This is a genomic window from Phycisphaeraceae bacterium (assembly GCA_019636735.1).
GTDB lineage: Bacteria > Planctomycetota > Phycisphaerae > Phycisphaerales > SM1A02 > VGXK01.
Genome location: JAHBWY010000003.1, coordinates 12,986 through 27,766, shown reverse-complemented (window position 1 = coordinate 27,766; position 14,781 = coordinate 12,986). Strand labels below are relative to the sequence as shown.

Here is a 14,781-nt window from a genome sequence, read left to right as displayed (position 1 = left end):
GTCTTCAGGGCTAGTTGAGAACGAGACGCAGGATCGTAGGCGATTTCGGGGGGCATCGCCTAGTCTTGAGGCCATGGCCGCCCTGATGGAACCCCTGCTTCTCCTCGCCTCCGGGCTCCCGGAGAGCGCGGCCCGGCCATGGGTCTACCGCCTCCTGAACATCGAGAGCGCCGCGGGGTTCGTCTGGGTCTCGATCGGCGTGATCGGGCAGGTCGTCTTTTCAGGACGCATGGTGGTCCAGTGGATCCAGTCGGAGCGGCGCCGCGAGAGCGTCGTCACACCAGTCTTCTGGTGGATGAGCCTGGTCGGATCGATCATGCTCATCCTCTACTTCTCGTGGCGGCGCGACCTCGTGGGAGTGCTCGGCCAGGGAGCGTTCTTCATCTATGTGAGGAACCTGATGCTCATCGCCCGTCACAAGCAGAGGCAGTTGGCGGCGGAAGTCGCCGCCGAGGGGAGCGATCAACCGTGAGCGCCACGCCGCTGCCGATCATGGGTGCGGCCAGCATCGGGAGTGACGCGAATCGCGCCTCGTTGCGGCTCGACCCCTTCTCCATGACGAGCGCCGACTTCGTGACTGCCGCGCGCGAGCGAGAGTGGTCATGGGAGAAGGCGCTCGCGGCCTACCGCGCAGTACATCGCAAGGGCCGCCTGCCCGATGACGCGCTCCCCCATGCCGAAGTTCGCACGCCGGCGATCACGCGCACGATCGTCGACGGAACCACGCTGAAGTTCACGCTCGATGTCGGCGACGGGCTCGAGACCGAGTCGGTGGTGATTCCGATGCCTCACACCGGCGGAGGTTTCTCACGCACGCTCTGTGTCTCAAGCCAGATCGGTTGTGCCATGGGGTGCACCTTCTGCGAGACCGCTCAGATGGGCCTGCTGCGCTCCCTTTCGCCGCGGGAGATCGTGGCGCAGTGGTTCGTCGCGCGACACCTCGTCGAACACTCGCTTGGCGATGAGGATGCCCCGGATGCGACCGGCGATCGAGCCATCACGGGCGAGCCGGGCTCACTGCGCCGAGGCTTCGAGATCAAGAACATCGTCTTCATGGGAATGGGTGAACCCATGGACAACCTCGACGCGGTCCTTGCGGCGGTCGAGATCCTGACCGATCGCAATGGACCGTGCGTTGCCGCGAGCAACATCTCGATTTCGACGGTTGGTCGCACCGACGGCATTCGCCGACTGGGCGCGTTCATCCGGAGGCCCGGCTTCCACCGGCTGAATCTCGCGGTGAGTCTCAACGCGCCCAACGACGAGATCCGCTCCCGGATCATGCCCATCAATCGCGCCGAGCCGCTCGCAACACTGATGGCGGCGCTGCGGGAGTTCCCCCGTCGTCCAACGGCGGCGATCTGCGTCGAGTATGTCCTGATCCCCGGCGTGAATGATGCGCCGGAGCACTGCGACCAGGTTTGTGCCCTCCTGAAGGGCCTGCGCAGCTCGCTCAATGTGATTCCCTACAACCCCCGACGCGACTCGCCGTGGCGCGCACCGACCGAGGATGAGACACAGCGCTTCATCAGTCGCGCTGTGGCCAACGGTCAATTCTGCAAGCGTCGCCAGACCAAGGGGCGCGGCGCGATGGCAGCCTGCGGACAGCTTGGCAATGAGTCGATCCGCCGACGACGAAGAGTCGATCCCCGGCCTGCTTCGGAGGGCGTCGACTCAACGGCGCCTGAGTGACGCAAGCGACCTGGATTCGGTCGCGCCAGCCCCGTTTCCGAGGCCCCAAGGCCACCCCCGAGCCGAATCCCGATCGAGCAGCAGAAAAATCCGCAGAGTGGTGGGAAAGAAGAGGTCCCTCCGTGCGTGTTCCATCTGACCATGGCTCGTGACCGGCAGATTGCAGAGCTCTACCGACAGCACGCGCAGGGTCTCTTCAGTGTCGGCCTCGCGATCCTTCGCGACTCAGCCGCCGCCGAAGATGCGGTCCATGACGCAGTGAGCCGGCTGCTTGCCTCGACACGAGCGGAGCGCGATCCAGTGGCGTACCTCTACGCGGCGGTTCGCAACGCCGCGCGGGATCTCCTGCGTCGCCGCAAGGTGCGCAGCGCACAGCCGATCGACGAAGGCCTCTTCGAGGATGCCCTCTTCGACGACTCGATTCCCGCCGAGCGATCTGACTTGCGACGCGCGCTTGCAACGGCCATGGACGCGCTTCCACCGGAGCAGCAGGAAGTTCTCCTGATGCGAGCCGTCGGTCGCCTCGGATTCGAACAGATTGCCGCCGCTGTCGGTGCCCCGCTGGGCACCGTCGCGTCGCGGTACTCGCGCGGCGTCGAAGCGCTGCGCCATCAACTTCAGGAGGTGGTGCAATGAGTGAGCCCACGAATCATCAGTCCCCCGATGAAGCACGGGGCGAGTTGGCCCAGGTCGATCTGGCCATCGAGCGTCTTCTGTCGAGGATGCCGCTCAGGCGCCCGAGCGCAATGCTCGATGCCCGCATCGGAGCGATGATCGAGCGGAGGACGACGCCATGGTGGTGGCGTGCACTTCCGCTCGCCGCCGCCGCGGGCTTTGCACTCGCCGTCGGATATGTCACCGGCAGTTGGTCCACTCAGGCGCGGCTCCAGGGCGCGCTGTCAGGACCAGGCCCGCTCTCCGTCGTTGATCAGCATGCCGATGACGACGGCCTGAGTCTCGTTCTTCGAGAGAGTTCCGTTCGACCGGCAGCGCTCGCCCAGCCGAGGTCACTCGATCTCGGCGATGCGGGATCGCTTCAGGCCGCCGACACGCTCTGGATCCGAACCGATCGTTACTTCGACCCTCGTCGCGGAGTCTCAGTGGAGCGCTCCTATCCCGAGACATGGACACTTCTCGGTGCCCCCGCCGCGGATTGACCGCTTCATCATCGAGCCACTCGATGCTCCGCCGACTCTCGCCATCGTGACCGTCGCATCAACCGTCAGATGAATGGTCCATTTCCCGAGCACTTCCAATCCCCCTCAGAGATCACTTCATGCAACTGAACCCCATCCTCATCATGGCCGCCACCGCGTCGATCGGTTCGGTCACCGCCGCCCAAGTTCCGACGGCTCCTCCCATGACGGCTTCGTCGAAGGTCAAGATCGTCAATCTCTCCGGGGCGGACGCCACTGACGATGTGCCGATCGATGTCATTCTGAACATGATCGGCGACGACGAAGGTCCGGGGCGCATCATCCAATGGGCCTTCCCCGATGGCCGTGGCGGTGACGACATGCCGCCCATCGCGGTCACGCTTCGAGCGATGATGGATGGTGCCCAGAACGATGTGCTGCTTCGCCGATTCAACTTCGATGCAACGGGAGCTGAGGAGCGGCGGGAAGACGCGGCATTTCTCGGTGTGAGCACCGAGGCGATTTCGTCAGAGACGGCGGCGCAACTTCCGATTCGCCGCGGAACGGGCCTGCTCGTCACCACGGTGACTGAGGGAAGCCCCGCCGCCGCGGCGGGGCTCACTCGACTCGATGTTCTCGCGAAGCTCGATGATCAACTGCTCATCAACTCAGAGCAACTTGCGGCGCTCATCCGGAGCTATCAGCCTGGGGACGCAGTCACGCTGACCGTCTATCGCGGCGGTCGCGAGCAGCGGATCACAACGACGCTGGGGTCACGACTTCAGCCGGTCCTCGGCCCGGGAGGCCGACGCGCATCGCTGGGGTTTGATGACGATATGCCCATCAGTGTGATGCTGCGAGACGAGAACTCGAATGACCTCGCGCCGCGCCTTGTTGAGTTGATTCGCGGCTCGGCGGTTGTCGCGCCAGGAGCGGCTGGGGGAGATGCACTCCATCGCAGTTCATCGAATGCCGGAGAGCGCACTCGAGGGAGCGCCGTCGCGCCCCCGGCGCGCGGTTCGAAGAGCGTCTCAAGCCAGAGCAACGATGGAGGTTCGGCCCAGGGCTCAGCCAGCGGTTCGACTCGCGATTCCGGTGGCTCGAGCCGAAGCTCTTCCTCCAATGACACTTCACGCATGGTCAGGCAGGCGCGCGACTCCGCATCGAGCAGCTCGCGGACCGAGCAGATCGTCTGGGACGATGGCACGACTCGCATCGAGCGCACGCGCGGTCCGGAAAGCGACCTTGTTCGAATCGTGCAGTCCGGTCGGGAGATGTACCGGGGACCGATGCCCCATCAGAGTGGACGCGGCGCCCTGCCCACCGACATCCAGCGCAAGCTCGCTGAGTTCGAGGCCATGGCGATTCCGACGCCACCCTCGCCGCCGCCAGCCCCACCCGCACCGCGGGCCGGGAGCGCTGCGACACCACCACCACCACCACCACCGCCGCCGCCCGCGCCCTGAACACGCGTCCATGAACGCCCGCAGTCGCCGAGCCCCCGCGCGAGCGGCCTCGGCGATTCGGGTTGCGCTCGCACTTGCGCAGTTGCCCGGTCAACTGCTCCCCTGGCGCACTCGATCGATGCTCTCGGGAACCAGGTGGATCTCGCTCCAGCGCCGTCGCCTCGTCAACTGCTCCCCTGGCGCATTCGATCGATGCTCTCGGGAACCAGGTGGATCTCGCTCCAGCGCCGTCGCCTCGTCAACTGCTCCCCTGGCGCATTCGATCGATGCTCTCGGGAACCAGGTGGATCTCGCTCCAGCGCCGTCGCCTCGTCAACTGCTCCCCTGGCGCATTCGATCGATGCTCTCGGGAAACGGGTAGCGCGAGAAGACGCCCGTCGGCGGCAACTCCCACGACGCGACCGGTGGAAAGACATCGCCGTCGAAACCCGCGGTGTACATCGCCTTGAGCACGGCTTCGAGCGATGGCTCGTTGCCGGTGTGATCAAGAAGTCGATTGCTCTTCGCGCCGAGGAACGAGACGCTTGCCACCGGCCGTCGATCGTTTCGACCTTCGAGCATGTTCGCAATGGTCCTGAACCCGCGATAGATGTCCTCGAGATTGAAGTGCCCCCGCCCCGCCGGCCGGAGCAGGCCCAGGACGAGAAGTCGGTCGAGGTCGAACTTCAGGATGTAGGGCTCGCGATCTTCCTTTGCATGCAGTGAGACCGCATTGCGGAAGACCTTCGCGTAACTGGTCGCGCTGGCGAGCGTCCACTGGCTCGTCGGAACGAGCTTGAGCAGCTCCCCGAGGACACCGTGCGAGTTGTCCTCCTCGTTCACACCGCAGACGACCGTTCGATAGCGCCCATCAAGCACATCGTCGAGAAGGTGCTGGCCCCACTGGAGACGAATCTTCCTCTGCGCCGAGACGGCTCGCGGATCTCCTGCTGGAAGAATGGTGATGCGAGGACCGCCCTTCGGGGGATCCATGAGTCGATCGCCGTCGTCACTGTAGATACGCATGGGGCGTGCTCCATGGCGCGGTGGTTGGCTCGCGCCGGGCCGACGATGGTAACGATTCAGGGGGGAGTTCGCGGGGCGTGCGACAAGGCCCTTCACACGGCGTCGCGTCGGCAGTTTCTACGGACCGGCAGCGCCGTCTGGGACCGCCGATCGCCGTCTGCACTTCTCCCCGCAGTGCAGTTCCATGCGCTCTCAGCGCACCACGGCCAGGCCATCCCGGCGGAAGTCGCTGCCTGCGATCACCACGCCCGAGTCGAGCCGCAGAATGACCTGACCGCCGCCGAAGAACGGGCGAGGGACAGCGGGATCGTCGTCCTCGCCGCACACCTCGACGCGGTGACCACGACGCCTGAGAGAGTCGGCGAGCGGCGCGAGACCATGTTCAAGCGCAACGCGACCGTCGGGCAGAACCTGCCACCGCGGGGCATCGAGAGCTGCCTGCGGATGATGTCCCTCAACAATCATGCGCTCGACCACCTGAAGGTGTCCCTGCGGCTGCATGAAGCCACCCATCACGCCGAAGGCGGCGAGCGCATTGCCCCCTCGAGTGATGAAACCGGGAATGATCGTCTGATACGGTCGCTTCGAGGGACCGTAGACATTGGCGTGGCCGGGCTCCGTCGAGAAGCACGCTCCCCGATTCTGCATCGCGATGCCCGTGCCCGGAATCACGACGCCGGAACCGAAACCTTCGTAGTTGCTCTGTATGAAGCTGACCATCACGCCCCCCGCATCGGCGGCGCAGAGATAGACGGTTCCTCCGACACACCACGCCGTTCGGCCCTGCGGTGCCGCGCGGTCGGGCGCAATCGCTCGTCGCGCGGCGGCAATCGACTCCGGTGAGATGAGCGATCGGGCCCGCTCGACACCGAGATCTGGATCGGCGACGCACTCCGAGGCATCGCTGAGTGCGCGGCGCACCGCCTCGATGCGGCGATGCGCGGCGAGACCGGCTTCATCACCCTTGCATGCCCGCTCGAAACCCTCGCAGATCGCAATCGCCTGAAGCGCCGCGACGCCCTGTCCGTTCGGCGGCATCTCATGGATCGAGGCGCCGTGGAAGTCGATCGACCATGGCTCCTGCCAGAGCGGCTCATGCGCTTCGAGATCGTCGCGGGAGATCCAGCCGCCCGCTTCGTGCGACGCCCGCACGATCGCCTGGGCCAATGCGCCGCCGTAGAGCTCGCGCCCGGTGGACCTCGCGATCGCTTCAAGTGTCGCCGCATGATCGGGAAGGGTGACGATCTCGCCGGGCCGCGGTGCCCGGCCGCCTGGAGCGAAGGTCGCGCGCCACGGCTCGGCCCATTCGAGAGCGCGGTAGCGCTCCATCGCTCGACTCCACGCCGCGGCGCACATGGGCGAGACGGGATAGCCCTGCCGCGCGAGTTCAACCGCGGGCCGAAGCAGGCTCTCGAAGGGGCGCGAACCAAAGCGCTGATGGAGCGCGGCCCACGACGACACCGCGCCCGGAACCGTGATCGGCGCCCAGCCGAGTGACGGCACCGCCGCAGCACCATTGAGTCGTTCGAGCGAAGCGGACGACGGCGAGCGTCCACTTCCATTGAGGCCATGCACGCGGGCGCCATCCCACACGATCGCGAACGCGTCGGAGCCGAGACCGTTGGACACCGGTTCGACCACGGTCAACGCCGCAGCGGTGGCGATCGCCGCATCGACCGCGTTCCCTCCCTGCGCAAGGATCTCCATGCCGACCTGTGCCGCGAGCGGTTGACTGGTGGCGACCGCCGAGCGACCGCACATGGAGACTCGTCTCGACGCGAAGGGGCTCGCCCAACGCATCTCGTTCATTGTCACGGGCGCCACTCGCTTCGATCTCGTTTGGGGCGCGGGTCGTCATCCACGGGGAGTGGCGCTTCCGACGGTATCGGGGCCTCAAGGGCAAGCGGCGCCTCGATGGGGAGCGGGGCGAGAGACGAGGACGAAGCCGCAAGTGGCAGCGGCGCGGGCGCGCTGCTTGTCCGAGCATCCGCAGCAGGTTCACTCGGCACACCGCGCCGAGTCGCCCCTCGAAGCAGAATGCAGAAGACGGCCACCACGAGCAGCGGTCGCCATGCCACGACCGCAGGCCCCGCGCCGAAGCCGATCGCATCGATGAGCGAGGGCTCGAGCGGGATCACCACCGCCACCATGGCCCAGAGCGCCACTGATGCAACCAGCATGGCCGAGATACCGGCGGCGACCAGCGGCAGCGTCGCGCCGAGCAGCAGCCCGATCGCCGAGATCACGACCGGCGGGAGCAGCATCGCCGCCGTTGCCGGAATGAGCAGCGAGATCGAAATCAGGAGCGCCGCAACGAGACTCACTCCCGCGGCGACATTCGCCCACGCCGACCGCGCCGGAACAAGCTGCCAGAGCGCAACTCCGGTCACGAACGCCACGGTCCAGAGTGCCGCAAACCATGGCCACGCCGGAACCGGCCAGATCCCGCCAACCCAACCGCTGCCTTCTCTCCAGCCAACGACGCCCATGCCCAGGGCCACGATGGCGGTCGCGCCGCCAATCGCAGAGACAAGCAGCAGAAGGCGCCCTATCGCGCCGAGGAAAGCGACGCATCCCAGCAGGCCTCGCCACCACGCCACGGTCAAGGCAAACAGAAGCAGCACGCCCGTAGCTCCGGCAAACCATGGGACGAGCCCGACATCGAAGGTGAGCACCCAGCGCTGCGCGAAGGAGGCGAAGCTCTGCGCCGTCGGATCAACGGGCGCCTTGAAGTCGCCTCGGCGCAACTGTGACACCGCGCGCGGATCGCCTTCGGCGAAGCGCCTGCGAAGTTCATCCACTCCCCCAGGCCGCTTACTTGGAATCGGATCGGCGCGGTCAAGGGCTCGCACGAGCGCGAGCGCGGTCTCCTGCATGTGCGCAAGCGACCCCGCATGGAGATTCTCCGGCGTGTCGCTCGGCTGGTGATAGTGCTGGACATCGCCGATGAACGCGAGGTTGAAGCCCGGCAGCCCCGCCTTGAGATAGATGGTGAAGTCGGTGTCGTTGCCCATGTTGCGATAGACCTCATTCGCAACTGACGACGCCACCGGGCGTGGAACGCTGTCTCGCAGGATCTCCACGAGCGCGCGCTGACCGTACCCGATCTGGAAGATGTGGCACGGTCCCGAACTGCCCCGCGCGTCGAGGTTCACCACGCTGCCCACTTCGTCGAACCACGGGTGGCCGAGGGCAAAGGTGATGGCGCCGAAGAGGCCGACCTCCTCGCCATCGGTGAGCAGGAAGATGACATCGCGGTTGGTGCCTTCGCGCGCCAGTTTGCGCGCCGCCTCGATGACACTCACCACTCCAGCGCCGTCGTCGGCCGCACCGGGCCCGGCGGCCACCGAGTCATGGTGGGCCGTGAGCAATGTCGCTGGACCATTGCTCGTGCCATGAATGCGACCGAGGACATTGATGATCCTGAGAGGTGCGCCTCCGGGGCCCGCAATCATGTCATCCTGGATCTCGACCGCCGCTCCGGTGTCCCGAAGCGCCTCGGCCACGCGCGCTGCGAACGCCGCGCCCGCCTCCGAGCCGACCGGGTGAGGCGATCCATCGCCCAGAAGCTCGGTCAGCAGCTCCTTCGAGGCCATCGGCGATCGGGGCTGGTGGTGCCAGAGCAGCGCCGCCGCCAGCACGATCGCGCCGAGCGCACCCACGATCCATGCGCCTCGCGGCATTGGAGCATCCGACGCCATGCATTACCTCCGCAGAAAGCTACCGCCGCCTCGGCCAATCTCGCTCACGATCCACCACGCGCCGCCGCGCGCCTCAGCACTGCCAAGGGTACTGAACTCGTAGAGATCGCGCCGCCATCGCACGGCTCTCGGGCGAGCGCCGCCAAGGGGCACCCGATCGAGAAGCGCCAGCACCTCGGGGCGCCCTTCGAGAATCGCTCGCTCGAGTTCAGCCTGCCACGCTTCCCCGCGCGGGAAGGCGAGCGCCGCGAACCACATCTGCCAATCGAGCCGCGGCATGTGCAGGAGAGCCAGAGGCGGTGCACGATCGAGCGGGCCCGGCTTCCATCGGAAGATCACCGGCTCCCAGTTGCGGCCATCGAGAGTGACCTCGACCGCCAGTTCCGGCCGCGTCGTCGTCATGTCGGCGAAGAGTCCATACCCGGAGGCGAGCCGCCAGCGCATGCCGGCTTCGAGCGGCACCTCAAGCATGCGGCCCACCCACGACGGAAGCGCATCGAAGGGACCGGCGCCGCGTCCGGAGACGCGCTCAAGCCACATGACCGATGACGGCAGCGCGACGAGCAGCGCCACGGCCACCGCCGACCCGGCACCACACCATCGCATGGTTCGGGCGAAGCTCGATGGGACGAGTGGAATCGGCACATTGAGTGGCCGTCGCAGCAGTCGTCGCAGCACCTCGTCGTCGACGAGCGAAAGCGCAAGGACAGCGGTGAGCAGATTGAAGAAGCCATAGTTGCCCGAGAGAGCGATGCCACCTTGCAGGAGCAGAACAAGGAGCGCCGCGATGGCGCGCGGCCAGCGTCCGAGGAGAATCAGCAGCGGAACGGCAAACTCGATAGCGAGTGATCCGAAGGTCATGATCCGATCGCACGCGAGCGGCATCTGGCCGAGCCACCAGCTCACGGGATTCGGAAGCGGCTGTGTCCACCAGTGAAAGTCGAGCGCGGTGCCATCTCGCCAAGGCAGTGAACCCGAGACGAGCTTCACCAGGCCGGAGAGAAGCATGAGTCGACCGATGAGGAACCAGAGGCACCAACGCAGGAGCGGAAGCACCGGCTTCGCTCGCCCTCGGCCGAGGGCCCATGTCCACGGCGAAGCAAGAAGGGCGAGCACTCCGCTCTCAAGGAGCAGCGAGTCCCACTGAAACGAGAGAAACGGCGCTCCGAGCGTGACAAAGGAGAGGTAGCAGAGCCACGCACCGAGCGCCGCAAGCGGAGGCAGAAGGCCGACGATCATCAGGAGTCCGAAGCCCGCGCCGATCCACGCAAGCGTCTCCGGGCTGTGGGCCATGGTCGGTAGCACCCGGAAGAGCGATGGCCACGCGAGCTGGCCCACGCCCTGTTCGTCAAGCGACTTGACTGCGGCCTCAATCGGCGCGAGGCCGCGCGGGCCAAGGAGCCCCCTCGCCTGCACGGCGAGCGATGCGAACGCAACGACATAGGTCACTCCGATGCCGCGAAGGAACCACTCGCGCCCGCGCACCCATGGCGGTGATGGCGGAATGTAGAGGCGCTCGGCGCTTCCGCCCGGAAGGCGAACCTCCTCCTCGGTGGGCACGATGTCGGGCAGCGGCTTCTGCGCCCACTCGGGCCGCGGGGCGTCGAGTGGAATGGCACTCTCGTCGTCGCGCCGCGGTGTGCTCACGGGCGTTCAGGTGCCTCGTGGCTCACTCGCCCCGGATCGGGCGGATCGTCGACGGGCGGGAATGGCGGCGGCGGTGGCGGCGCGGGTTCCGCCGGTGCGGGAGGATCCGCCGGCGCGGGTTCGCCGCGCGCGGGGGGGTTCGTCACCGGTGCGCTCTTCGGCGGAACACCTGAGGGGGGCCCTGTCGGCGCGGTGTCGCCAGGCTTCGGCGACGAATCCGGAGCTTCCTGATTCGGTCCCTTCACCGAAGGCGCCTGACCGCTTGCGCCATCGCCCGCTTGTCCGTTGGCCAACTTCAACCTGAGTTCGGCCACCACCGGATAGTGATCCGAGAGCGGCGCCTCCACCGAGCCGCGACGATCGATCTCTGCGCCCAGCACGGTGAACGCATGCGATGCCAGGATCGCATCGATCCTCGGCCCCGAGGCGTGGCCACGGAAGCCGTGATAGGTGCCTGTGTTTCGTTCGACGCCGGGGTGCAGCACGGCGAAGGTGTCGACCAGCGGCGGCGAGCCTGCGAAGCCTTCTGTCAGACGCTCGCGAGCGGGGTTCGCGGGTCCGACATTGAAGTCACCCATCACGATGACCGGCAAGTCACCCGCCTCCTGACCGAGGAACTCGGCAATGACGGCGGCGCTCTGCTCGCGAGCTTCCTGGCTCTGGTGATCCCAGTGCGTGTTGAGCACAAGAATGCGTTGCTCTCCCAGTCGTTCGCGAAAGACCCCCCATGTGGCGATGCGCGGAAGCGACGATCGCCATGACTTGCTGCCAGGAACCGAGGGCGTCTCCGAGAGCCAGAAGGTCCCCGTCCGACTCTCGACGAGCGCCCACTTCGCGCGGTCGAAGAAGATCGGATTCGCCTCGCCCTCGGCGGAACTGCGCTCGCGCGTGCGGCCGATCACGCCGTAGTTGGGCAGCGCCTCGGCGAGTTCGGCTCCCTGCGAGGGAAGGACTTCCTGGAGACCGATGAAATCGGCGCTCGAGGTCGAGAGGAACTCGATCACGCGATGGCTGCGGAAGCGCCACCGTCGCTCCTCATCTCTCGGCGTATCGAAGCGAATGTTGAAGGAGATCACACGAAGCGCGCGCGGTGCACCAGCCCGCTCGCTCTCCTGCGCAGTCGCGGATGAGATCTTCGCGGCGGCTGCACTCGCGGTTGTGGCGGTGCCCATGGCTGCAACAACCACGATCGCAACGGCCACCGTGAATGACATCGCCGGCATGAACGCCCTGACAGGCATGACCGACAAGATCGCCGCGACCACGACACGGAGCGCCGCGAACACGCGCCGCGCGGCCTCGCGGCCCCGGCACCCCATGCTCCATTCAGCCGACGCAGTGGCGTGCATGCATTCACGATACCGGGGCCGTGCTCTCACCGCACCATTGTGGGAGCCGATGAGCCCTTCTGGCCCCAAGCACCCGAGTCCCCCGGGAGATTCATGGGCCCGCCGCCACTCCCCGCGGGTGCCGCCCGGCGTCGCGCCCTCAGAGAATCCTGAGCGAGCGACGAAGCCAAACGGTCTCGAAGGCCGACCGCACTTGGACATGACTCCCCCGCTACTCCTCCTCGTAGTCGAGGGAGATGCCAAAGGTCTCGCGAATGCCGCCGAGCGCCACGAGCGCGATCGTCAGGACGAGCGCCCCGCCCACCGCCGCCGCCATCCAGGTCGCCTCCGCCTGCGTACGGCCGGGCATGGCGGCGATCCACCCTTCGAGCCAGTGCCACAGCAGGAAGCTGCCGGCGGCAGACCAGCGCACCACATTCGGTGCGGTCGTCGCGGCCGTGGCGCGAAGGTTGGTTCCGAACTGCTCCGCCGCACTCGTGACGAAGACCGCCCAGTAGCCGCACGCGAAGCCGAGCGCGACCACCACGCCGTAGAAGAGTTCAACGCTTCTCGGCGCGAGGGTGAAGTACGCGAGCATTGCGAGCCCGGTCAGGCCATGGAAGATGAGAATCGCTCCGCGTCTTGATCGAATGAACTGGCTCAGGAGGCCGCTCGCGAGATCGCCCCCGGCCAACCCCACATAGCACCACATCACCGCAAGTCCGGGCGAAGGCTTGTTCTCACCCACAAGTCCCATCGAGCCACCGAGGAGATCGGCGTACTTGACGAGCGTGCCCACCACGAACCAGATCGGAACAGCCAGCAGCACCACGCTCGCGTAGCGCACCAGTCGTTCAGGCGGCCAGAAGAGAAGCCAGAATGCGCCGCGCCCGCGCACCTGCCGCTGCTGCGCCTGGTGGAACATGCCACTCTCGACCACACCCACGCGAAGGGCCAGCAGTCCGAGCCCGAGCACGCCGCCGATGATGAACGCGGTGCGCCATTCGGTCACCTGCGTGACGAAGTAGCCCGCGACTGCGCCGAGAATGCCGACCGTGGCAATCAGCGTCGTCGCGTAGCCGCGATTCTCCTTCGAGACGAGCTCCGCCACCAGGGTGACACCTGCGCCGAGTTCTCCAGCCAGGCCGAAACCGGCGACAAAGCGGAGCACTTCGTATTGGCCGATCGCCGTTCCGACTCCGAACAGATGCATGAAGCCGAAGAGCCCGTTTCGATCGACATCGGTGATGAGCCCATTGAGAAGGTTGGCCACCGAATAGCAGAGAATCGAGCCGAAGAGCACGGCGAGTCGGCCGCGTCGATCGGCAATGATGCCCCAGACGAGTCCACCGACGAGCAGGCCGGTCGTCTGGAGCACATTGTCAAGCCACGCTCCCCAGTTGCGCAGGAAGGTGTCGACGGCGAGATCAATCGCAGCCTCGCGCTGCGCCACATCGACGATCTCGGCGAAGCGCACCTCGAGCTCCGCGCGGAGCTCGGCGATCTGCGGTCCGAGCACATCGAGCAGCGACTCGCGTCGCACCAGTGCAAAGAGGAGCAGGTCGAAGATGTCAACGAAGTAGCCGAGCGCGGCAACGACAACCGCAAGGATGGTCGATCGCTGGGCGGGCACAGCAAGAGTGCGATGGCGGAGTCGAGGCGTCACTCATCGCCGCATCACGCGGCGGCGAGGGTGCGCCTCCATCACCCTTCTGTCAGCGGGGCACCCCGGAGAGGAACCTCAGGATCAGCACTCGGCAGGAGCGCGCCTGCGCGGCGATCTCCGGTGGAACGGGCGTTTCGATGGTGGCCACGGCACCCGGCGCAAGCGCTGGCAGCCGCGCCTCGAGGGCCGCGGCCCGCTGCGGTGTGACCCATTGGAACTCTCGATGAATGAGATTGCCCGAGGCATCCATGAATTCGAAGAAGACCTCACTCGGCGGAAGAGCCTGGACTCCTGCGTTTCGCACAGTGATGGACATCGGCACGCGCCCGTTCAGGATCGGCCCCGACTCCGGGCCACCTTCCACTTGAAGCGACGCGCTTTCGGTGCGTGGCGAAGCCACTGCTCGCGTCCACGGCGACTTGTCGCGGCCCGGGATCGCCCTGATCACCGACTCGGTGGTGGCGCCGGCCGCGCCCGGAGCCGTGTCACTCCGAGTCACGATCTCGATGGCCGAGGCCACGAATCCGGGACGAGCCTCCGTGCCGAATGTTCGCAACTCCGGGAACGCCTGCGCGGCCAGGCCAAGCCCCAATGACGGCCACGGCCGTGCGGAGGGTGTCACGCGCACTGTGCTGCCTCGCTCGGCTTCCCATCCGCTCATGCCTGCAGGCACGAAGACGGCCGTCGGTCGCCCGCCAGCGTCGCCGCGTGCGGCCGAGCGCCCGAGGAGGACGCACGCGCCATCTCGATCCATGCGCTCGCGCAGTACCGCGGCCTGCGCCTCGAGTTCAGCGCGCCAGGCATCCGAGGTGGCGTTCACGATTCGCGCTTCAAGTTCTCTCAGCTCCAGCGTGTCCCATTCCGGCGGCTCGAGCTTCACACGCTGTTCCACAGCGAGCACGAACGGCGTGCCCGATCTGGCATCCGCCGGTGATGCCGCTGCCGCTCGCGCCCCTGCAGCGGCCGCGACGGTCCCCGCGCTCTGTCTCGCCAGCGCGTCGGTGGTCGATGCGATGAAGAGAATCCCGGCGCCAATGACAGCATGAAGAGACCAGCAGGACGACACACGCATGGATGTAGCTCCTCAGTGGATTGGCGACAGCGTACGCGCGGATGGGCGACTCTGCGGGGTCGGAGGAT

12 protein-coding genes are annotated in these 14,781 nt (G+C 66.6%); 5 read left to right on the top strand and 7 right to left on the bottom strand.

Annotated features, from left to right (window positions below; genetic code table 11):
* The first annotated feature begins 73 nt into the window (after nucleotides 1-73).
* From KF724_04245 to KF724_04225, 5 genes are all read left to right on the top strand, one after another.
* Complete coding sequence (locus tag KF724_04245) at nucleotides 74-472, top strand: lipid-A-disaccharide synthase N-terminal domain-containing protein (protein MBX3354889.1); 399 nt, start codon at nucleotides 74-76, stop codon at nucleotides 470-472.
* Nucleotides 469-1,692, top strand: a complete 1,224-nt coding sequence (locus KF724_04240) for a 23S rRNA (adenine(2503)-C(2))-methyltransferase RlmN (GenBank protein ID MBX3354888.1) — start codon at nucleotides 469-471, stop codon at nucleotides 1,690-1,692. The genes KF724_04245 and KF724_04240 overlap by 4 nt, the downstream gene beginning before the upstream one ends.
* A gap of 126 nt (nucleotides 1,693-1,818) precedes the next feature.
* On the top strand, nucleotides 1,819-2,328 hold the full coding sequence (locus KF724_04235; protein ID MBX3354887.1) for a sigma-70 family RNA polymerase sigma factor: 510 nt from the start codon (nucleotides 1,819-1,821) through the stop codon (nucleotides 2,326-2,328).
* Nucleotides 2,325-2,849, top strand: a complete 525-nt coding sequence (locus KF724_04230) for a hypothetical protein (GenBank protein MBX3354886.1) — start codon at nucleotides 2,325-2,327, stop codon at nucleotides 2,847-2,849. Before KF724_04235 ends, KF724_04230 begins: the two co-directional genes overlap by 4 nt.
* A gap of 119 nt (nucleotides 2,850-2,968) precedes the next feature.
* On the top strand, nucleotides 2,969-4,294 hold the full coding sequence (locus KF724_04225; protein MBX3354885.1) for a PDZ domain-containing protein: 1,326 nt from the start codon (nucleotides 2,969-2,971) through the stop codon (nucleotides 4,292-4,294).
* A gap of 312 nt (nucleotides 4,295-4,606) precedes the next feature.
* Here KF724_04225 and KF724_04220 read toward each other — a convergent pair whose 3' ends face one another.
* From KF724_04220 to KF724_04190, 7 genes are all read right to left on the bottom strand, one after another.
* Nucleotides 4,607-5,299: a hypothetical protein gene (locus KF724_04220; protein MBX3354884.1), complete on the bottom strand. Its 693-nt coding sequence runs from the start codon at nucleotides 5,297-5,299 to the stop codon at nucleotides 4,607-4,609.
* Between the two features lie 192 nt (nucleotides 5,300-5,491).
* Nucleotides 5,492-7,060 carry a gamma-glutamyltransferase family protein gene (locus KF724_04215; GenBank protein MBX3354883.1) on the bottom strand — a complete coding sequence of 523 codons (1,569 nt, stop codon included), beginning with the start codon at nucleotides 7,058-7,060 and terminating at the stop codon, nucleotides 5,492-5,494.
* A 50-nt stretch (nucleotides 7,061-7,110) separates the two neighbouring features.
* Complete coding sequence (locus tag KF724_04210; GenBank protein MBX3354882.1) at nucleotides 7,111-9,000, bottom strand: M20/M25/M40 family metallo-hydrolase; 1,890 nt, start codon at nucleotides 8,998-9,000, stop codon at nucleotides 7,111-7,113.
* 3 nt (nucleotides 9,001-9,003) lie between these two features.
* Nucleotides 9,004-10,647 carry a lipase maturation factor family protein gene (locus tag KF724_04205; protein MBX3354881.1) on the bottom strand — a complete coding sequence of 548 codons (1,644 nt, stop codon included), beginning with the start codon at nucleotides 10,645-10,647 and terminating at the stop codon, nucleotides 9,004-9,006.
* Nucleotides 10,644-11,996 carry an endonuclease/exonuclease/phosphatase family protein gene (locus tag KF724_04200; protein MBX3354880.1) on the bottom strand — a complete coding sequence of 451 codons (1,353 nt, stop codon included), beginning with the start codon at nucleotides 11,994-11,996 and terminating at the stop codon, nucleotides 10,644-10,646. Before KF724_04200 ends, KF724_04205 begins: the two co-directional genes overlap by 4 nt.
* A gap of 211 nt (nucleotides 11,997-12,207) precedes the next feature.
* Nucleotides 12,208-13,641, bottom strand: a complete 1,434-nt coding sequence (locus KF724_04195) for an MFS transporter (protein MBX3354879.1) — start codon at nucleotides 13,639-13,641, stop codon at nucleotides 12,208-12,210.
* A 49-nt stretch (nucleotides 13,642-13,690) separates the two neighbouring features.
* Nucleotides 13,691-14,713: a hypothetical protein gene (locus KF724_04190; GenBank protein MBX3354878.1), complete on the bottom strand. Its 1,023-nt coding sequence runs from the start codon at nucleotides 14,711-14,713 to the stop codon at nucleotides 13,691-13,693.
* Nucleotides 14,714-14,781: the final 68 nt, after the last annotated feature.